Below are 18,480 nucleotides of genomic sequence, written 5' to 3'. Positions count from 1 at the left end.
GAAAATGCGTATTAGCTCACTCTACATGTTTCAACAGCAAATAAATAATATGTCTACAAGCAATACGAGATTTAATAATATTGCTACCCGACTGGCATATGGGCAAACCTTGCTCAAACCTTCGGACGATCCTGCCGGTGCATCACAGGCGGTGATTTATCAAAACGCACTGGCAAAAATCGAACACTATGAAATCGCGCGTCAGTACGCACAGGATACGCTGGGGCAACAGGACGAAGTACTGAATTCAATTAGCTCGCTGTTGACAAAAAATTTGTCAGAGAAAATCGTTGCTGGCGGTAACGGAACTTATTCAGCGGAAGATCGGGCCGCATTGGCAAAAGAACTGGAAGGTATTCGTAATAACCTGATGGGCCTCGCCAATAGTCGCAGCAGCAACGGGCGTTATATCTTTGCGGGTTATAACACCGGTAGTGAACCCTTCGCAAAAGATGGCACCTATGTTGGTGGCACAACACCGATTGTACAGGTGGTGGCCGACAGTACAGAAATGCAGGTGAGTCATACCGGGAATGATGTTTTTCTCTCCGGCACGCCGGACGATCTTTTCGCCGCGCTGGATAGCGCAATTGAAGCACTAAAGGCTCCGGTAACGGATGATGCAGGGCGTGAAGCGCTACAGCTTACGCTGGATAAAGCCAATGTTTCGATTAAAAAGAATATCGATAATTTGGGCAAAGTGCAGGCTACAGTGGGTACGAATCTTCAGCAGCTGGAGATGCTGGGTACCAGTGCCGATACGCATAAAATAGATGTTGAAAGCAGCCTGCAGGAAACATTGGGCGCAGATGGAAAATCTTATCAGAACCTGATTGGTCAAACGATAATGGCCGAGTTTTCCTTAAATGCCTCATATATGGTATTTCAGACGATGCAAAAAATGTCGATATTCAACATGATGAGGTGATCTCTTAGCAGAAAAGTAATGGAATAATCATTTTTTTCTGTAAAACGATAACTCAGGCAGAATGGTTAAGGATAATCAATGCTCAATAATTTAAAAATCGCCACCGGAATTAATATTGCTATCTTTAGCCTGATATTTTTATTATTGGGTATAGTGGGTTTAGGTTATTACAGCGCCAATACATCAGGCCAACAATTTTCACATTTTATGGAGGTCAGTGAAAACGCATCGGTTCTGAATGATGCGGATGAGGCAATAAATAGCCTGCTGGGGAAAATCTACGCGTTAAGTCTGACCACCAGCAAAGGAGAAAAGGCAACGACACAGCAGCTCAGTGAAGCCCGACGGTCGCTTGCTTTGGCTCAGGAGCAATTAAAGCGTTTCTATGCACAGCCGTATCAACAAGATGCTCTTGTAATTGTTGATAAAATTAAACAGCAGGCAGATACGTTAATGGCGCTGCTTGTATCGCGACTGGAAAATATCAACCAGGCCGATAATGCTGTTCACGAAATGAATAAAATTTCCGCCGCTCGCAACCTTTTTGAAAACGAAGTGAAGCAGTACAGGGCCCGCTTCGAAGCATTAATCAATACGATAGAGGTGGAAGCGAACGCCAATAACAGCCGCTTCAATATGCTGGCCATTAGCACCGGGATTATTGCGCTGGGGATGGTGATTTGCATGCGCCTGTGGCTTAAGCGCGAGCTGTTTCAACGTCTGGATGAGACAGTAAAAACCTTTCAGTCTATGGCGACCGGTAAGCTGGACGAAGAGATCCCTGCGGGCAAGATGAATGAAATCGGCTTGATGTTTATTGAGCTGGAGAAATTGCGTCAGTGAGTGACGATGACCGTTTCGTCTATTCGAAATGGTGTAAGCCGCATTAACGCTTCAGCACAGGAAATTGTTAGCGGCAATAACGAGCTCTCCTCGCGAACGGAACAACAGGCTTCTTCTTTGCAGCAGACCGCAGCCAGTATGGAAGAGCTGAAAATTACGGTGCGACAGAATGCGGATAATGCGCATACGGCGCGTCAATTGGCTGAAAGCGCCAGCGGCAGTGCACGTAACGGCGGTAAGGTCATGGATAGCCTTGATGCCATTATGCATCGGATCATTATCAGCTCACGTCAAATTGACGATATCAATAGCGTGATTGACAGCATCGCCAATCAAACGAATATCCTGGCGCTGAATGCGGCGGTGGAAGCGGCACGAGCTGGCGAGCAGGGGCGTGGATTTGCTGTAGTGGCAGGGGAAGTACGTAACCTGGCGAAGCGCAGCGCTGATGCGGCGAAGGAAATTCGCTCGCTGATTAATACCTGTGTGGCGGATATGCATTCCGGGTCGCAGGAAGTTGAGCAGGCGGGAACGGCAATACAGCATATTATTCAGTCAGTTTCGCAGGTGACGGATATTATGGCCGAGATTGCTTCCGCTTCCGACGAACAGAGTACTGGCATTAACCAAATTGCTCAGGCGGTGAACGAACTCGATTCGGTTACCCAACAGAATGCCACGATGGTCGAGCAGGCGGCAGCGGCGGCAATCAGTATGGAAGAGCATGCGGGGCAGTTGAGCAGTATGGTTGCGCATATCAGGTTAAAAGATGAAACAAATTATACGGCTATAGACTATCAGCCGCTATTAACACCCACTGTGCTTTTACCTGAAACACAGCGCAAAAAAAACGAAATGGATCACATTAATCCTGTAGAGGAATGGGAAAGCTTTTGAATTAATTACTTTTAACGTTAAGGGTAGTGTAATTTCCCAATAATCCGTATGGAAATCGCTTTTATGTATGGAATTAGTGGAATTTATGCGACCTTATTGAACTATATATACCCTGGCCAATGAAAGATAATTAAACTATACCCGTGGCAGGATGGACAATGTCATTGTGAATGAATTATATACCCCTGAAGGTATGGTAGACAAAAATGCATTATGGAAAAAGTATGCTTTCCTGGTACGTCATGAAGCGCTAAGGTTGCAGGTGCGTTTACCCTCCTCTGTAGAACTGGATGATTTGATTCAGGTGGGCGCAATCGCTCTTCTCAATGCCATCGATCATTTTGATCCTAAAAAAGGCATTGTTTTTAGCACTTACATTACACAGCGTATACGTTGGGCTTTAATAGATGAACTGCGCGAACGTGATTGGGTACCGCGTCGTATTCGCAGTAACGCCAGAGAAATTGCCGAGGTGATTCATCGCATTGAACAAGCCACTGGCAAAGCCGCTAAAGATGCAGATATTGCTGCTGAGATGAATATAACCCTTAGTGATTACAGGCAGATGCTGGCAGATACTAATGCCAGCCAGATATGTTCACTGGATGAACTGCAGAAAGAGCTGGCGGACAGGTTCGAACAACCTGATATACAACATGAAAAGCTTAATCCGTTTAATAAAATCACTCAGCAAAAGCTACTCAAAAAGATTGCTGATGAGATAAAGGTACTACCCGAAAGGGAGCAGGTATTACTGAATCTCTACTACCAACAAGAGTTAAATATGAAAGAAATCGGAGAAATACTTGAAATAACGGAAACACGGGTAAGCCAGTTGCACAGTCAGGCAATAAAAAGAATACGTGCACGTTTGCAATGATTGCTTTGATTGCTTTGATTGTTAAATTATATAAGTAATTTAGTGATTTTAATCATCTTCTTTAAGCGAGTGATAACATTTAAATTCCTCATTGTTGCTGGTTGGTTTAGACTGATTCGTTAATGCGAGAGGCAGATCTCTTTATCGCATTGATTGCGTTTAAAATTATCAATATAAATGAATATACATTAAAAAGTTCTTGAAAAAGGTTGATTTATTATATGATGATCGGGATCCAAATAGGAATTGTCTTGAAAATGCCAATGTCAGGGAAATAGCCTGCCGGATGCTAATGAAGCAGTGACGCTTTTATAGTTATTTTTTTAATCTTATTAGTGATATTTGTCTGACTTAGCCGGATGCGTAGACCATTTATTGACACTGAAATTTGCGCAAAATAGCAGGTAGACATTCCATATTGTTTGGCCTTCATCTCATGCCGATATTTTAAATATTGGCAGGATTATTTAACACGAAACCAATGTGGAATATAAATATGCATAGCTCCGATACTAACGATCAGCTTCAATCTATACATGATTTGAACCTTACTTATTTAGTCCTGGCGCAAAGGCTTATACGCGAAGATAAGTTCGCTGCAGGATTTCGTCTGGGATTAGACAGTACTATTCTTGATACGCTAAGCGAGCTTACTCTGCCGCAACTTATCAAGATGGCTTCAACCAGCCAACTGATATGCCGTTTGCGCGTGGATGATAAAGAGATGATTGACTGCCTGACGAAAGCATCGCGTATTGATGCGCTACAACAAATTCATACTGGAATTATTTTATCAACGGAGTTGCTCAACTCACTTCCCGAGCAAAACCATTCTACTTGCTGACGGAGCTAGCAATCATGAGTGAAAAAAGTATCCTGGACGAAATTAAAGAAGTTCAGATGGCAATGGAGCTTATTACTTTCGGTGCCAGAATGCAGGTGCTGGAAAGTGAGATCAGCCTAAGCCGCAGAAGGCTTTTAAGGCTTTACAAGGAACTGCGCGGATGTCCCCCGCCGAAAGGCATGTTGCCTTTTTCTGCGGAGTGGTTCATGTCGTGGGAGCAGAATATCCACTCATCGATGTTTTATAATATTTATCTTTTTATTAGAAAAATTGAAAATTGCCGCCCTATTGAAGCATTAATCAAAGCATACCGTTTATACCTGGAACAGTGTCCGGTTAAAGCCACGGAAAAACCGGTGCTGGGTTTAACCCGGGCATGGACATTATTACGTTTTATTGAGTGTGGCATGATAAGTCGTACGGAATGTATTGCCTGCCACGGCGCTTTTGTGATTACTCATGAGCATGCAAAAGATCCTTTCACCTGTAGCTTATGCAGTCCGCCTTCGCGTGCGGCGAAAAAATGTGAAGCTTATGATATTGCCGGTTAACCAGCGCGCTGCACTATAACGTTGATGGTAAGAAACCAGGATCGTGAATAACGTATCTGTATATCCGGGTACGTTAACGCCTGAAACGTTAGTCATCATTAATAAATATAAAAAACAGGCGTGTTTATAATAAGGAGACAGCATGCTGGTTATTCTTGGGTATGTAGTTGTTTTTGCCACTGTTTTTGGTGGCTTTGTTTTATCTGGCGGACATCTTGGTGCGCTCTATCAACCGACTGAACTGCTCATTATCGGTGGGGCAGGCGTAGGCGCCTTTATTGTGGGCAACAATGGTAAAGCCATTTCTGCCACCATGAAATCCTTTCCTCTGTTGTTTAAAGGTTCCCAATATAATAAAGCCATTTATATGGAATTAATGGCGCTGATGTTTTTATTACTGTCAAAAGCAAGGCAAAACGGGATGATGGCACTGGAAAATGATATAGAAGAGCCGCAGAACAGCACTCTTTTTTCCAACTACCCGCGCCTTATCGCCGATAAATTACTAATGAATTTTCTGGTCGATTATTTACGTTTGATGATCAGCGGCAATATGAGTCCACATGAAGTTGAAGCATTGATGGATGAAGAAATTGAGACCTGTGAGCATGAGCTTGAGGTGCCCGCTGGCAGCCTGAATTCGGTGGGTGACGCTTTTCCTGCTTTCGGCATCGTGGCGGCCGTCATGGGGGTAGTCAACGCGCTGGCTGCGGCCGATCGACCCGCTGCTGAACTGGGCGAACTGATCGCACACGCCATGGTAGGCACCTTCCTGGGGATTCTGCTGGCGTACGGGTTTATTCTGCCTCTGGCTGCGCTACTGCGTCAAAAAAGCAGCGAGAAAGTGAAGATGCTGCAATGCATCAAAGTGACGCTGCTTTCCAGCATGAACGGTTATGCGCCGCAGATAGCGATCGAGTTCGGACGTAAAATTCTCTTTTCTACTGAACGTCCTACCTTTATTGAGCTTGAAGAGCATGTGCGCCAGGTAAAATCGAATACTGGCAGTGATTCGGGAAGCGCGCCATGAGTAAAAATAAGCATCCTGTGATTATCGTTCGCAAGCGGAAAAAGCAGGGCCACGGTCATCACGGAGGCTCATGGAAAATTGCCTACGCCGATTTTATGACAGCGATGATGGCTTTTTTTCTTGTGATGTGGCTGATCACCAGTACCTCCCCGCAGCAGCGACAACAAATTGCAGAATATTTTCAAACGCCATTAAAGGTTGCGCTCTCTCAGGGTAACCAGCCCAGCCTGAGTGAAAGCGTTATACCGGGCGGTGGCAGCGATGTGGTACATAAGACGGGGGAAGTTAAACGATCCACTCCACGCGATAGCGCCGATCTCAAACGGTTAAAACGCGCTCGCGATCGGCTGCAAAACATGATTAAAACCGATCCGCGCCTCAACAACTTTCAATCAAACCTGCGCATGCAACTCACCGAAAATGGATTGCTCATTCAAATTATTGATAGCCAGGACCGTCCAATGTTTAAGTTGGGCAGCAAAGAGCTGGAGGGATATTTAAGGGGCATTTTCGAAACGCTGGTACCGGTTATCAATCAGCTACCCAATCGTATTAGCCTGACGGGACATACTGATTCGCTTCCTTATGCTCATGGCGATACCGGCTACAGCAACTGGGAGCTTTCCGCCGATCGCGCAAACGCCTCGCGCCGCGCATTGATAGCAGCCGGTCTGGCGGCCAATAAATTTCTACGGGTAGTAGGAACGGCTGATTCAATGGTGCTGGATAACACGCAGCCACACAACCCCATTAACCGCCGTATTAGTATTTTGGTCTTAAGCCAGGATAAAGAAAAATCGCTAATCAGGGACGATAGCTTAATCCAGAGTGTTACCGGCCATGAAAATATTGATGCGATAAAAGATGAGTTGAAAATTACGCCGCAAACCAATGAAGATGCCGCCGCGCTTGCGAATTAAATCAGGATAGGGTTGAACAATATGGATGTAAGCGATTTTTATCAGACTTTTTTTGATGAAGCCGATGAGCTGTTAGCCGATATGGAAAAATATCTGCTACAGCTTGATGTCATTTCGCCCGACAAGGAAATGTTGGATGCTATTTTCCGTGCAGCGCATTCCATTAAAGGCGGTGCTGGAACGTTCGGTTTTAAAATATTGCAAGAAACTACTCATTTAATGGAAAACCTGCTGGATGACGCGCGCTGCGGTATCCTGCGGCTAACCGGCGAAATCATTAATCTGTTTCTGGAGAGCAAGGATATTATGCAAGATCAGCTTGATGCCTATAAATCTTCTCAGGAACCGGACGAAGAAACGTTTCACTATATCTGCGGGGCGTTGCGGCAAATTGCGCAACAAAGTAAAGATGGCTCGGCAGATCGGACAACGACGGCCGTAGCAGCGCCGGTAAATACACCAGCAGAACGCGCCTTCCTGAATATTACCCTGTTAAACGTTAAAGAAGATGAGGGGCGTCTGCTGGTTGATGAGCTCTCTAATCTGGGGAAAGTGCTTAGCCAGCAACAGCAAGAAGAGCGGCTACAGGTTCAGTTAGAAACCACGGCCAGCGCCGATGAAATCGAGGCGGTGCTCTGTTTTATTGTTGAAGCGGAACAGGTAGCCATTACAGCGGGCAGCGCACCGGCAGAGGCAGACTGCAGCGTAACGCCAGCCGCAGCTGTTGAAAGCTCTCCGGCAGCAGCGAAAAGCGCGCCCGTCAGGCCCGCCGCTCGTGCGCAGGCCGCCGAGTCCAATAGCATCCGCGTTGCGGTAGAAAAGGTTGATCAGATCATCAACCTGGTCGGCGAACTGATTATCACCCAGTCGATGCTTTCGCAGCTTTCCGCCACTCTGGAGCCGTCAGCAAATGACGTGCTGTTAAACAGCATCGTCCAGCTGGAGCGCAACGCGCGCGATCTGCAGGAGTCGGTGATGTCCATTCGCATGATGCCGATGGAGTATGTATTTAGCCGCTTCCCGCGGCTGGTGCATGACTTAGCCGGCAAGTTGGGCAAAGAGGTCGAACTGACGCTGGTAGGCGGTTCCGCCGAACTGGATAAAAGCCTGATTGAACGTATCATCGATCCTCTGACGCATTTGGTTCGTAACAGCCTCGATCACGGTATTGAAAGCCGTGAGGAACGCATAGCGAAAGGCAAATCCCCGATGGGCAACCTGACGCTGTCAGCAGAACATCAGGGCGGGAACATTGTTATTGAAGTCAGCGATGATGGCGCAGGCCTGAACCGCGAAAAGATCCTTGCACGTGCGCACGCTCAGGGAATGGCAATTAACGATAACATCAGCAATGAAGATGTCTGGATGTTAATTTTCGCGGCCGGCTTCTCCACGGCGGAAAAGGTAACGGATGTCTCCGGGCGCGGCGTCGGCATGGACGTGGTCAGACGTAATATTCAGGAAATGGGCGGTCATGTAGAGATTACCTCTGAGCAAAATAAAGGCTCGACGATCCGCATTATTCTGCCGTTAACCCTGGCGATACTTGATGGTATGTCGGTTCGTGTTGCCGATGAAACCTATGTACTGCCGCTTGGTGCCGTTATGGAGTCGCTGAAACTCACAGAAGATTCTCTTTATCATATGGCAGGCGATGAGCTGATGCTGCAGGTGCGTGGCGAATATATCCCGCTCATTACGCTGCACTACATATTTGATATGGCAGAGGAGCCTGCCGCGATTAATGACAGCGTTGCGGTGATTTTACAAAGTGCTGGTGTGCGTTACGCCCTGATGGTCGATCAGCTCATTGGCCAGCATCAGGTAGTGGTAAAAAATCTTGAGCTTAACTATCGCAAAGTGCCTGGTATCTCTGCCGCAACCATTTTAGGCGATGGCAGCGTGGCGTTGATTCTTGACGTCGCTGCGCTGGCGAAACTGTGTAAATCCAAGCGCGTCGCGACGAAAGCCGGGCAAGCGCTCCCTGTTTAAGGACAAACAAAATGACAGCTTCCGCAACTGAAAAGAAAACAGCAACCGACAATCATGGCAACGAATACCTGGTCTTTACGCTGGGTAATGAAGAGTACGGCATCGAAATATTAAAGGTGCAGGAGATACGTGGCTGTGAACGGGTAACCCGCCTCGCCAATACGCCGGAATTTATTACCGGTGTCACTAACCTGCGCGGCGTCATTGTACCGATCGTTGATTTACGCATTAAATTCGATTTGGCTGGTACAGAGATTAATGAAAAAACAGTCGTGATTGTATTGAGCCTGGCGCAGCGGGTGGTGGGCATTGTCGTGGATGGCGTTTCCGATGTGCTGTCGCTGAATGCTGAAGAGATCAAGCCGGCACCAGACTTTTCCGTTACGCTTTCCACTGATTACCTGCTGGGCCTGGGTTCAGTGGATGAAAGAATGATTATCCTGGTAGATATCGAGAAATTACTCACCAGCGAAGAGATGGAACTGGTTGAGAAGAGCGTCAACGAGACGCTGTAATTTTTTCTGGGCAGCAGCGGCAACAGATGCGCCGCTGCTGCCCTTTTTTATTTCCGCGTTTTACCCCTCTGTTGTCCTCCTTTATATTTTTTCTTACTCTTACTCTTACTCTTACTCTTACTCTTACTCTTACTCTTACTCTTACTCTTACTCTTACTCTTACTCTTACTCTTACTCTTTGCCAGCCTGCTTAGTCTGTCATGAGGTCGCTTATCTACTGCCGACGCAAAGTCGATTATCTGCTGCTGTCATGATGTTGCTTACCTACAACCGACGTGATGTCATTTATCTACTGCCAACGTGATGATCGGCAGCAGTCAGGCGGTAAGCCACAGACATAAAAAAACGCTCTGCCGGTAAGGGCAGAGCGTCAACGTAAACAGCAGGACCGTTAAGGTCGCCGCGTTAACCTTAGCGCAGCAGGGACAGCACGTTCTGCGGCACCTGGTTGGCCTGGGCCAGCACGGTGGTACCGGCAGACTGCAGGATGTTGGCGCGGCTCATGTTAGAAACTTCAGACGCGAAGTCCGCATCCAGGATACGTGAGCGAGACTCAGACAGGTTGTTTACCGCACTGTCCAGGTTGCTGATAACCGACGCAAAACGGTTCTGGGCGGCACCCAGGCTTGAACGCAGGCTATCAACCTGTTTCAGCGCTGCGTCAACGGTTTCCATCAGCTTGGCGCTAGGATCGTTGAAGGCATTACCCGTTGTAACACCGCTCATGGTAGTGCTCGCTCCGGTCCCGGCAATTGTTGGCGTAAGTTCGTTAGAAACTGCAGTGCCGTCGGCTTTAGTGCCTACCGCCCTGATGACGCCTTTATTATCAATAAAGATATCACCGGTACCGTTAGCGCCAAAGGCCGCCTCTTTCATTTTCGTCAAGTCACCATCAGTCACCGTATGCGACTTGGCGGTCGCACCAGTACCGGTAGTAATGGTCATACCTGCGGCTGCTTTGTTACCTAAATCAACACGGTCAGCATATTTGTTAACGTCAAAATCGGCCATTTTCAGCGTGTCGGAGTTAATCTGCTCCAGATTCAGGCTAATGGTTTCGCTATCGTTCGCGCCCACCTGAATGGTCAGGCTCTGATCGGTCTTCAGTACTTTTACGCCGTTGAAATCGGTCTGTTCAGAGATACGGTCGATTTCAGACAGACGCTGGGTGATTTCGTCCTGAATGGACTGACGGTCAGATGCAGAGTTGGTGCCGTTGGAAGCCTGTACGGTCAAACGACGAATGTTCTGCAGGTTATCATTGATTTCGTTCAGCGCGCCTTCCGTGGTCTGAGCCAGGGAGATACCGTCGTTCGCATTACGTGAAGCCTGAGTCAGGCCGGTGATATTAGAGGTAAAGCGGTTACTGATCGCCTGACCTGCTGCGTCATCTTTTGCGCTATTAATGCGCAGACCAGAAGAGAGACGCTGAATAGCAGAACCCAGAGAGCTCTGTGATTTATTCAGATTATTTTGAGCCATCAAACTCAGGGCGTTAGTATTAATTACCTGTGACATGTTGTTCCCTCATATATAGGTTGAGTTCTTCTATTGCAGGCTCTCTGCAATTTTAGGATGCGTTAACAAGCGCATACTAAAAACATCGGCCTCAGATAAAATTTCTAAAAAAATAATTGGAAAAAATTTCAACCGAACAATATTTCGACGCGTGCCATCTATTAGTAATAGAAGTGTTTAAATTATCCTTTGATTTTATCTGTAAAAAACAAAACAGATAAAAGCCAACACGAATGCTTTTTTATAGAGGGTTAGATTTTTAAAAAAAGATGCGATAATTAAGGCTTTTATAAGGGCGTTATTTATGGGCGGAGCGGCGTAGGTAATGGGTTGGCCAGGTTTATATAGATGTATATCAGGGGAAGAAGTTTGTCAGGAAAATAATAGAGGCGAAACCCTGCATTTATCCGGCGGTATAAGAAGAAAATACTTATCTTCGCGCTGTTTAAACCGAGAACTTAAAGAGTAGGTTTAAATAATAATTCCCAAAGGAGTATATCATGGCAACCCTGTCTTCCCTTGGCGTTGGTACCGGCGGCATCGATACCGCCAGCATGCTGACGCAGATGAAAGCGGCAGAACAGACCCGTCTGACGCCCTATACCAATTTAAAAAGCAGCTACGAAAACAAAATTTCCGCCTGGGGGAAAATCTCCAGTGCGCTTGCCACCCTGCAGGGCAGCGTTAAAAAGCTCAGCGGCGAAGCCTTTAACACGCTAAAGGTCAGTGATAATAAAGCCTTTTCCGCCACGGCCACCGCGGAAGCGGACGCCGATGCGCATGATGTCACCGTAATGAAGCTGGCGGTGTCCCACAAACTGCGTACCTCCGGCTATGAAGACGCCAGTAAGAACCTGGGCGAAACCACGGGTACGACGCGCACTATCACCATTACGCAAAAAAACGGCAAAGAGCTGAAAGTCGAGCTGGCGGATGATGAAACCTCGCTTAATCAAATGGCGAAAGCGATCAACAAGCAGGAGGGCGATGTTCGTGCTTCGGTACAGCGTACCGACAGCGGTTACCAGCTGGTATTAAGTTCACGCACCTCCGGTACCGAAGGCGAAATGTCCGTAAGTGTCCAGGGCGATGATACGCTGGGCGCGCTGTTGAATACTCAGGAAGGGGGGCGGCAGGTTAATGCGGATAATGACGATGCTGTCATTCCGGGTGAAGCTGGCGCAAACGACGGCATGATCTCCGTTTCCAGGGCGCAGGATGCAGAATTGAAAGTTGACGGCATCAAGTACACGCGCTCCAGCAATAACATCACTGACATTATTGAAGGCGTAACCTTAAATCTGAAAGCGGTCTCTGAAGAGGGTAAGTCAGAGCAGCTGACGCTCAGCGTCGATAACTCGGCGATCAAAAGTACGCTGCAGGATTTCGTCAAACAGTATAACGCGCTGTTAACGCAAACCTCCGCCTCCAGTAAATATGTACCGAATGATGCCTCCGGCTTAAGCGATGATGAGGTCGCTAAACCCAACAAAGAGAACGGCGCGTTAATGGGCGACGGTACGCTGCGCGGTATGGTGGGCGAAATACGGGCCGCTGTTAACAGCGCCTATGGTGACGGTAACGCCGACTATAGTTCACTGACCTCGCTGGGGATCACGTTCGATTCCAGTACCGGGCAAATGACGCTGGATGAGAAAAAACTGGACGAAGCGATCGCCGACAGCCCCGATCAAATCGGCAAGATGTTTAAAGACCATGCTGGAAATCAGGGCCTGGCGTCAACGCTGAACGATATTATTACCAGGTATACCGGTGATAAGGAAAGCAAGACTGACGGTTTGATTAAAAGCACCACCGATACGCTGGATGAGCAAGTTAAGCGGGTAAAAGAGCAGATAGATAAAACGCAAAAGCTGATTGATGCGCAGGTAGAGCGTTATCGTGTTCAGTTCCAGAATCTGGACACGACCATGTCGCAAATGAACAGCTTAAGCAATCAGCTAATCTCATTATTATCCACGGTTTAACGTCTGCAAAAAGAGCCCAAATAAGCAGGCGCATACCTGCTTATTTTTATGGAGACTAACATGTACGCAAAGCAGGGAACCCACGCCTATGCGCAGGTCGATCTCCACAGCAAGGTGGCTGGCGCGACGCCGCATCAACTGATTACCATGCTGTTTGAGGGAGCGCACAGCGCTATTGTGCGGGCACAGCTTTACTTTGAAAACGGCAATATTGCCAAACGCGGCGAGATGATCTCAAAGGCGATTAACATTATTGATAATGGGTTACGATCTGCTTTGGATCATGAACAGGGGCAGCAGATCGCCCGCGATCTGGATGCCCTTTACCACTATATGTCGCGTACGCTGCTACAGGCTAACTTAAATAACGATCCCTCACAGCTGGCACATGTTGATGAGATATTAATGAATATCGCTCAAACATGGAAAGAAATTGAACCAAGTTAAATACAGGCAGGCTATGACTACATTCCTTATTGAAGAACACAATAATATTTATAAAATGAATCAGGCTATGCTGGTTATGGCGCAACAGGGAGAGTGGGACGCATTCATCACGACGGCAGAGCGCTATATTATTACCTTACGTGCTGTGCTGGATAAAGTTCCTGATACGTTAGCCAGCGATGAAAGAGAGCAGTTTTTTAATTTTTTAACAAAATTGCAAAATAATGAAGAAGAAATAAATCGAGCCCTGGAAGGGCGTATGTCGATATTAAAAAAGCACATATCGTCACTGCATCACGGTAAAAAGGGCAACAAGGCATATCTCTCACAAATTACCTCGCCTTTTCAGTAACGCCATCACTGTATTATTAATAAAATGCGCCTTCCCGCAACCGCTTCATCTGGTTAACGGTCAGATCGATTAGCCCAATGATAGTTAATCGTGATTTGATTAGTGACAATACGAACGGGCGGCGTTAACTGCCCTGGGGTGTTAACCGCATAAACAAAGCGCAATGCTTCGCCTGGGGAAAAGGGCAGCGGTGCCGCTTTTTGGCCCGCCAGCCGATCCAACGCAATGCAAGCCGTTACGCTACAAAGCTTGATGTCCAGCCTCGCCGGCGGCGGTGAAAGTAAACTGATACGCCAGCTAATGCCGCGCAGTACAGCCTCAGGCGGTATCGGGGCCGCCGGCCGCAGAGGCGGCGCAGCATAAGTCTGTCTGCCAACGTTAAGTTGCGGCCCGGCCGCTGCCGCGCTCCAGGCGCCGTGCGTAGCCAGGGCTGGCAACGATACGGCCATCAACAGCATCGTTAAAAAAGCGTCTCTTTTCACGTTCTACCGCCGATTACATAAGTCATGCGCACCGTACAGCTGTGGGTCAGCTCAAGATTAGAAAGCACTGCCAGCTGTGGATAAACGCGACGCAGGAAGCGGGACAGCATCAGCCTGAGCGGCTGATTGACCAGCAGCACCAGCGGTGCGTCAATCGCCTCCTGCTGCTGAATAGCGCGTTCGGTTTGCGCTATCAGATTTTCCGCAATGCCCGGCTCAATAGCGCTGCCGTTCTGAATCGCCTGCGTTAGCAATCGCTCCAGCTCTGTATCCAGTCCGATGACCTGAATTTCCTGATTATTCTGGAACCATTGCTGGGTAATGGCGCGGCCAAGTCGAATACGAACCTGTGCCGTCAACTCATCGGCATCATTCTGCCCCGGCGCGAATTCGGCCAGCGTATCGATGATGGTTCGCATATCACGGATAGAAACGCGCTCCGCCAGCAGATTTTGCAGGACCTTATGAAAGGTATTCAGCGACAGTATGGCTGGAATGAAATCTTCCACCAGCTTAGGCATCTCTTTACTGACCTGCTCCAACAGCAGCTGCGTTTCCTGTCGGCTGAACAGTTCATTGGTATGCAGACCAATCAGATGATTAAGATGCGTGGCGACCACCGAGCTGGGATCCACAACGGTATAGCCCTGGATGGTCGCCTGTTCGCGCAGTACCTCATCAATCCATACCGCAGGCAGGCCAAAAGCGGGCTCCTGGCAGGCTACGCCTGGCAGCTCGCCTTCCGCACAGCCGGGGTCGATCGCCATTGAACGCTCAGGCTGAATAGCGCCACGACCAATTTCAACGCCTTTTAGCAAAATGCGATAATCGCCGGGCGCTAAATCGAGGTTATCGCGGATATGCACCGGCGGCGGCAGAAAGCCCATATCCTGGGCAAATTTCTTGCGGATACCGCGAATTCGCGCCAGCAGCTGTCCGCTTTGCGCGGTATCCACCAGCGGAATCAGGCGATAACCCACCTCCAGGCACAGCACATCCTCCAGCTGAACGTCTGCCCAGGACGCTTCTGCCGCCTGAGCCGCTTCCGCTTTGGCTTTCGCCGTATCACGATCCAGCGAGCCTTTTAAGGGCGCGCCGATCGCCGCCGCCTGCAATTCACGCCCGCGCAGCCACCAGGCGGTGCCGAGTAGAGCGGAGGTAAAAAGTAAAAACACCAGATTGGGCATGCCCGGAATAATACCCAGCAGGCCGATAACACCGGCGGAGAGCAGCATAACGCGTGGATTTGTCATCAGCTGGCTGACCATCTGTTCACCCACGTCCTGCTCGGTGGCAACACGCGTGACGATGACACCAGCAGCGGTAGAGATAATCAGCGCCGGGATCTGACCAACCAGCCCGTCACCGATGGTCAGCAGCGTGTAGGTTTCGCCAGCCTGAGCAAATGACATATCGTGTTGCAGCATACCGATCGTCAGGCCGCCAATAATATTGATGGCCATAATCAGCAGACCGGCAATCGCATCACCACGCACAAACTTGCTGGCACCATCCATAGAACCATAAAAGTCAGATTCCTGGGTCACTTCGTTACGACGGCGTTTTGCTTCATCTTCGCCAATTAACCCGGCATTCAAATCGGCATCAATCGCCATCTGTTTGCCTGGCATGCCGTCCAGCACAAAGCGCGCGCCGACCTCCGCAATACGTCCGGCACCCTTGGTGATGACCATAAAGTTAATAATGATCAGAATGGCGAACACGATAATGCCGATAGCGAAATTACCGCCAACCAGAAAGTGACCGAATGCTTCGACCACCCGGCCAGCCGCCGCTCCGCCGGTATGGCCCTCCAGCAGGATCACACGCGTGGAGGCAATATTCAGCGCCAGTCGCAGCAGTGTTGAAAACAGCAGCACGGTAGGGAAGGCGGAAAATTCCAGCGTTTTCTGTGTAAACATCGCCACCAGCAATATCATCAGTGACAGCACAATATTGAAGGTGAATAACATATCCAGTAAGAACGCCGGCAGCGGCAAAATCATCATAGCCAGAATCAGCATGATCAATACCGGGCCGGCCAGAATTTGCCACTGCGTCTGTTTAAACTGCGGCAAGTGTAGTTTGCTCGCTAAATTTGTCATCATTCCTGGCTCTTAGGTTTGAAATCCAGCGCTTCAGGCACCGGAAGATTGACGGGTTTTTTTGGACGTATGCCGCCTGTGTTACGCCAGCGGCGCAGGCCATAAACCCAGGCGAGAACTTCTGCTACTGCGCTATACAGGGCGGTAGGAATCGGCGCATTCAGTTCGCAGTGACGATACAGCGCACGCGCCAGCGGCGGTGCCTGCAGCATCGGAATATTGTGTTCTTCAGCCACGGTGCGAATACGCATCGCCGTTTCGCCTGCACCTTTAGCGATTAAAACAGGCGCGGCCATTGCGCCCTCTTTGTAACGCAACGCAACGGAGTAGTGCGTGGGGTTATTGATGACCACGTCGGCCGTTGGCAGCTCCGCCATCATGCGGCGCGTTGCCGCAGCACGCTGCAGCTGCTTGATACGCGCTTTAATATGGGGATCGCCTTCATGCTGCTTATGCTCGTCACGTATTTCCTGTCGGCTCATACGCAGCTTTTTCATATTGCTGAAGAGCTGGTAGAAAACGTCATAACCCACCATTGGGATCAGCGACAGGATCACCATCAGCAGACAGTCCATAATCAACTGGCCAAAATGACGCAGCGCATAGTTCAGCGGCTGATTCATCAGGTGAATCAGTTGCTGCTTATGCATAAACAGGTAAAAACCGCAAACGCAGCCGACCAGCGTGACTTTCAGCAAACCCTTTAACAGTTCAGAGACGAACTGACCGGAAAACATGCGCTTAAGACCGGAGAGCGGTGAAAGCCGCTTCAGATCCAGCTTAAAAGACTTACCGCCGAGCTGCAGACCACCCAGCAGCATGGGCGTCATTAACCCGGTCAGGAACAGTCCCGGCAGCAGCAGCAGCAGCGCGCTCATGGCGAGTTCGCCCAGATTGCGCAGATGAAGCCAGAGTTGTGCCGGATCGCGCGCCAGCAGCGCATCGAATGTCAGCCCGCCTTTCAACAGATGGGTAAGGTGTCCCACCACATTCTCACCGCCTGCCAGCATTAGCGACCATCCCACCAGCAGCATCATCAAAGAGGTCAGCTCTTTGGAGCGCGGGATCTGCCCTTCTTCCCGAGCCTTTTGCCGCCTGTGGGGTGTGGGGTCTTCTGTCTTTTCTACGTCGCTTTCTTCAGACATAGCTAAAAGCCGAGGCTTTCCAGCAGATCATCAACCTGATCTTGCGAAGCGACGACGCCTGCTTTGGTATGATCAAGCTGTGGGCCATTTTTCAGGTTGCCCGGATGGTTGGTGGTGGTCTGTGGTTTTTCCGGCATATTGTCCACCAGCATCTGTATCAGACCCTGCTCAATATGGGCGATCATATCCATCATCTTTTTGATCACCTGACCGGTAAGATCCTGAAAATCCTGCGCCATCATGATTTCCATTAATTGCTGATTGGTCTGCTGAGCAATATCCGGCGTCTGTTTTAAAAACTGGCGCGTATCGATGACCAGCGAACGGGCGGTGGTCAACTCAATCGGATTTTCAAACCATTCATCCCAGCGCGCCGCCAGGCTGTCTGCCGTGCTGTTGAGGTTGTCCTGTAAAGGGCGGGCGATTTCCACGCAGGTGAGTACCCGATCGGCAGCCTGTGAGGTTTTATTGACCACATAATTCAGGCGATCGCGGGCGTCTGGCATCACCTCTGCCACATCCATAATGGCGCGATCGAGGCTCAAATTATTCAGGCTGTCACGTAACTGACGCGTCAGATGTCCAATTTGTGAGAAAATAATCCTTAAGTTTTCAGCTGATTGCGCATTCTGCTCTGCTTCCATGCTTCCTACCATCCCAGTTTTTCGAAGATTTTAGTCAGTTTTTCTTCCAGTATGGCGGCGGTGAAAGGCTTAACCACGTAACCGCTGGCACCCGCCTGCGCCGCCGCAATAATGTTTTCTTTTTTGGCTTCCGCCGTCACCATCAGCACCGGTATCGTTTTGAGGCGTTCGTCTTTGCGGATTTCATTGAGCAGTTCCAGGCCATCCATATTGGGCATATTCCAGTCGCTGATGACAAAATCGAACGGTGAAAGCTGTAGCTTACCCATCGCATCGTTGCCGTCTTCTGCTTCTTCTACGTTGTGGTAGCCCAAATCTTTTAAAAGATTACGCACAATACGACGCATGGTTGCGAAATCGTCGACCACTAAAAAACGTAAATTCTTGTCTGCCATTTTT

19 protein-coding genes are annotated in these 18,480 nt (G+C 48.8%); 13 read left to right on the top strand and 6 right to left on the bottom strand.

Features of this window, described 5'->3' with window-relative positions; all coding sequences use genetic code 11:
- Nucleotides 1–4 precede the first annotated feature (4 nt).
- The 10 genes from flgL (at nucleotide 5) to cheW (ending at nucleotide 9,400) form a co-directional block, all read left to right on the top strand.
- Nucleotides 5–928, top strand: a complete 924-nt coding sequence (flgL, locus tag B1H58_RS07275) for a flagellar hook-associated protein FlgL (protein ID WP_085069056.1) — start codon at nucleotides 5–7, stop codon at nucleotides 926–928.
- A gap of 78 nt (nucleotides 929–1,006) precedes the next feature.
- Nucleotides 1,007–1,771 (top strand): Tar ligand binding domain-containing protein, encoded by a 765-nt coding sequence (locus tag B1H58_RS20910; protein WP_085069054.1) that lies wholly within the window; start codon nucleotides 1,007–1,009, stop codon nucleotides 1,769–1,771.
- A 6-nt stretch (nucleotides 1,772–1,777) separates the two neighbouring features.
- Complete coding sequence (locus tag B1H58_RS07265; protein WP_085069051.1) at nucleotides 1,778–2,668, top strand: methyl-accepting chemotaxis protein; 891 nt, start codon at nucleotides 1,778–1,780, stop codon at nucleotides 2,666–2,668.
- A gap of 166 nt (nucleotides 2,669–2,834) precedes the next feature.
- A complete protein-coding gene (locus tag B1H58_RS07260; protein WP_085072253.1) occupies nucleotides 2,835–3,548 on the top strand; it encodes an RNA polymerase sigma factor FliA in 714 nt (237 codons plus the stop codon).
- A 496-nt stretch (nucleotides 3,549–4,044) separates the two neighbouring features.
- A complete protein-coding gene (gene flhD / locus B1H58_RS07255; protein WP_085072252.1) occupies nucleotides 4,045–4,392 on the top strand; it encodes a flagellar transcriptional regulator FlhD in 348 nt (115 codons plus the stop codon).
- Nucleotides 4,393–4,406: 14 nt separating this feature from the next.
- Nucleotides 4,407–4,943 (top strand): flagellar transcriptional regulator FlhC, encoded by a 537-nt coding sequence (flhC, locus tag B1H58_RS07250; RefSeq protein WP_085069049.1) that lies wholly within the window; start codon nucleotides 4,407–4,409, stop codon nucleotides 4,941–4,943.
- A 142-nt stretch (nucleotides 4,944–5,085) separates the two neighbouring features.
- Complete coding sequence (gene motA / locus B1H58_RS07245; RefSeq protein WP_085069047.1) at nucleotides 5,086–5,973, top strand: flagellar motor stator protein MotA; 888 nt, start codon at nucleotides 5,086–5,088, stop codon at nucleotides 5,971–5,973.
- Entirely contained in the window at nucleotides 5,970–6,893 is a 924-nt protein-coding gene (gene motB, locus B1H58_RS07240) for a flagellar motor protein MotB (RefSeq protein WP_085069045.1), read from the top strand. The genes motA and motB overlap by 4 nt, the downstream gene beginning before the upstream one ends.
- Nucleotides 6,894–6,914: 21 nt before the next feature.
- Nucleotides 6,915–8,885: a chemotaxis protein CheA gene (gene cheA, locus B1H58_RS07235; RefSeq protein WP_085069043.1), complete on the top strand. Its 1,971-nt coding sequence runs from the start codon at nucleotides 6,915–6,917 to the stop codon at nucleotides 8,883–8,885.
- Nucleotides 8,886–8,896: 11 nt separating this feature from the next.
- Nucleotides 8,897–9,400 (top strand): chemotaxis protein CheW, encoded by a 504-nt coding sequence (gene cheW, locus B1H58_RS07230; protein ID WP_085069041.1) that lies wholly within the window; start codon nucleotides 8,897–8,899, stop codon nucleotides 9,398–9,400.
- Nucleotides 9,401–9,811: 411 nt separating this feature from the next.
- Here the strand turns inward: cheW and B1H58_RS07225 are convergent, their stop codons facing one another.
- A complete protein-coding gene (locus B1H58_RS07225; protein ID WP_085069039.1) occupies nucleotides 9,812–10,918 on the bottom strand; it encodes a FliC/FljB family flagellin in 1,107 nt (368 codons plus the stop codon).
- A gap of 500 nt (nucleotides 10,919–11,418) precedes the next feature.
- On the opposite strand from B1H58_RS07225, the gene fliD reads away from it, so the two are divergent.
- From fliD to B1H58_RS07210, 3 genes are read left to right on the top strand one after another with little or no spacing between them, the layout of a single operon-like run.
- Complete coding sequence (gene fliD / locus B1H58_RS07220) at nucleotides 11,419–12,906, top strand: flagellar filament capping protein FliD (protein WP_085069037.1); 1,488 nt, start codon at nucleotides 11,419–11,421, stop codon at nucleotides 12,904–12,906.
- Nucleotides 12,907–12,966: 60 nt separating this feature from the next.
- A complete protein-coding gene (gene fliS / locus B1H58_RS07215) occupies nucleotides 12,967–13,353 on the top strand; it encodes a flagellar export chaperone FliS (protein ID WP_085069035.1) in 387 nt (128 codons plus the stop codon).
- Nucleotides 13,340–13,705 carry a flagellar protein FliT gene (locus tag B1H58_RS07210; protein ID WP_157130154.1) on the top strand — a complete coding sequence of 122 codons (366 nt, stop codon included), beginning with the start codon at nucleotides 13,340–13,342 and terminating at the stop codon, nucleotides 13,703–13,705. The genes fliS and B1H58_RS07210 overlap by 14 nt, the downstream gene beginning before the upstream one ends.
- Nucleotides 13,706–13,758: 53 nt before the next feature.
- On the opposite strand, the gene B1H58_RS07205 is transcribed toward B1H58_RS07210, so the two are convergent.
- The 5 genes from B1H58_RS07205 to cheY are packed head-to-tail and all read right to left on the bottom strand — an operon-like array spanning nucleotide 13,759 to nucleotide 18,476.
- A complete protein-coding gene (locus tag B1H58_RS07205) occupies nucleotides 13,759–14,187 on the bottom strand; it encodes a flagellar protein FlhE (protein ID WP_237172459.1) in 429 nt (142 codons plus the stop codon).
- Nucleotides 14,184–16,292: a flagellar biosynthesis protein FlhA gene (gene flhA, locus B1H58_RS07200; RefSeq protein WP_085069031.1), complete on the bottom strand. Its 2,109-nt coding sequence runs from the start codon at nucleotides 16,290–16,292 to the stop codon at nucleotides 14,184–14,186. The genes B1H58_RS07205 and flhA overlap by 4 nt, the downstream gene beginning before the upstream one ends.
- Nucleotides 16,292–17,437 (bottom strand): flagellar biosynthesis protein FlhB, encoded by a 1,146-nt coding sequence (flhB, locus tag B1H58_RS07195; protein WP_085069029.1) that lies wholly within the window; start codon nucleotides 17,435–17,437, stop codon nucleotides 16,292–16,294. The genes flhA and flhB overlap by 1 nt, the downstream gene beginning before the upstream one ends.
- 2 nt (nucleotides 17,438–17,439) lie before the next feature.
- Nucleotides 17,440–18,081 carry a protein phosphatase CheZ gene (gene cheZ / locus B1H58_RS07190; RefSeq protein ID WP_157130153.1) on the bottom strand — a complete coding sequence of 214 codons (642 nt, stop codon included), beginning with the start codon at nucleotides 18,079–18,081 and terminating at the stop codon, nucleotides 17,440–17,442.
- Nucleotides 18,082–18,086: 5 nt separating this feature from the next.
- The gene (cheY, locus tag B1H58_RS07185; RefSeq protein ID WP_085069025.1) at nucleotides 18,087–18,476 is read right to left on the bottom strand and encodes a chemotaxis response regulator CheY; all 390 of its coding nucleotides are present in this window, start codon (nucleotides 18,474–18,476) and stop codon (nucleotides 18,087–18,089) included.
- Nucleotides 18,477–18,480 lie beyond the last annotated feature (4 nt).

Origin of the sequence: Pantoea alhagi, from assembly GCF_002101395.1 — a bacterium.
Classification (GTDB): domain Bacteria; phylum Pseudomonadota; class Gammaproteobacteria; order Enterobacterales; family Enterobacteriaceae; genus Mixta; species Mixta alhagi.
The sequence above is the reverse complement of the archived record's forward strand: the minus strand, read 5'-3'. Positions and strand labels throughout refer to the sequence as shown.

Coding starts and splice junctions, on each gene's coding strand:
- flgL (WP_085069056.1), top strand. CDS start 5: ATGCGTATTAGCTCACTCTACATGTTTCAACAGCAAATAAATAATATG.
- B1H58_RS20910 (WP_085069054.1), top strand. CDS start 1,007: ATGCTCAATAATTTAAAAATCGCCACCGGAATTAATATTGCTATCTTT.
- B1H58_RS07265 (WP_085069051.1), top strand. CDS start 1,778: ATGACCGTTTCGTCTATTCGAAATGGTGTAAGCCGCATTAACGCTTCA.
- flhD (WP_085072252.1), top strand. CDS start 4,045: ATGCATAGCTCCGATACTAACGATCAGCTTCAATCTATACATGATTTG.
- flhC (WP_085069049.1), top strand. CDS start 4,407: ATGAGTGAAAAAAGTATCCTGGACGAAATTAAAGAAGTTCAGATGGCA.
- motA (WP_085069047.1), top strand. CDS start 5,086: ATGCTGGTTATTCTTGGGTATGTAGTTGTTTTTGCCACTGTTTTTGGT.
- motB (WP_085069045.1), top strand. CDS start 5,970: ATGAGTAAAAATAAGCATCCTGTGATTATCGTTCGCAAGCGGAAAAAG.
- cheA (WP_085069043.1), top strand. CDS start 6,915: ATGGATGTAAGCGATTTTTATCAGACTTTTTTTGATGAAGCCGATGAG.
- cheW (WP_085069041.1), top strand. CDS start 8,897: ATGACAGCTTCCGCAACTGAAAAGAAAACAGCAACCGACAATCATGGC.
- B1H58_RS07225 (WP_085069039.1), bottom strand. CDS start 10,918: ATGTCACAGGTAATTAATACTAACGCCCTGAGTTTGATGGCTCAAAAT.
- fliD (WP_085069037.1), top strand. CDS start 11,419: ATGGCAACCCTGTCTTCCCTTGGCGTTGGTACCGGCGGCATCGATACC.
- fliS (WP_085069035.1), top strand. CDS start 12,967: ATGTACGCAAAGCAGGGAACCCACGCCTATGCGCAGGTCGATCTCCAC.
- flhA (WP_085069031.1), bottom strand. CDS start 16,292: ATGACAAATTTAGCGAGCAAACTACACTTGCCGCAGTTTAAACAGACG.
- flhB (WP_085069029.1), bottom strand. CDS start 17,437: ATGTCTGAAGAAAGCGACGTAGAAAAGACAGAAGACCCCACACCCCAC.
- cheZ (WP_157130153.1), bottom strand. CDS start 18,081: ATGGAAGCAGAGCAGAATGCGCAATCAGCTGAAAACTTAAGGATTATT.
- cheY (WP_085069025.1), bottom strand. CDS start 18,476: ATGGCAGACAAGAATTTACGTTTTTTAGTGGTCGACGATTTCGCAACC.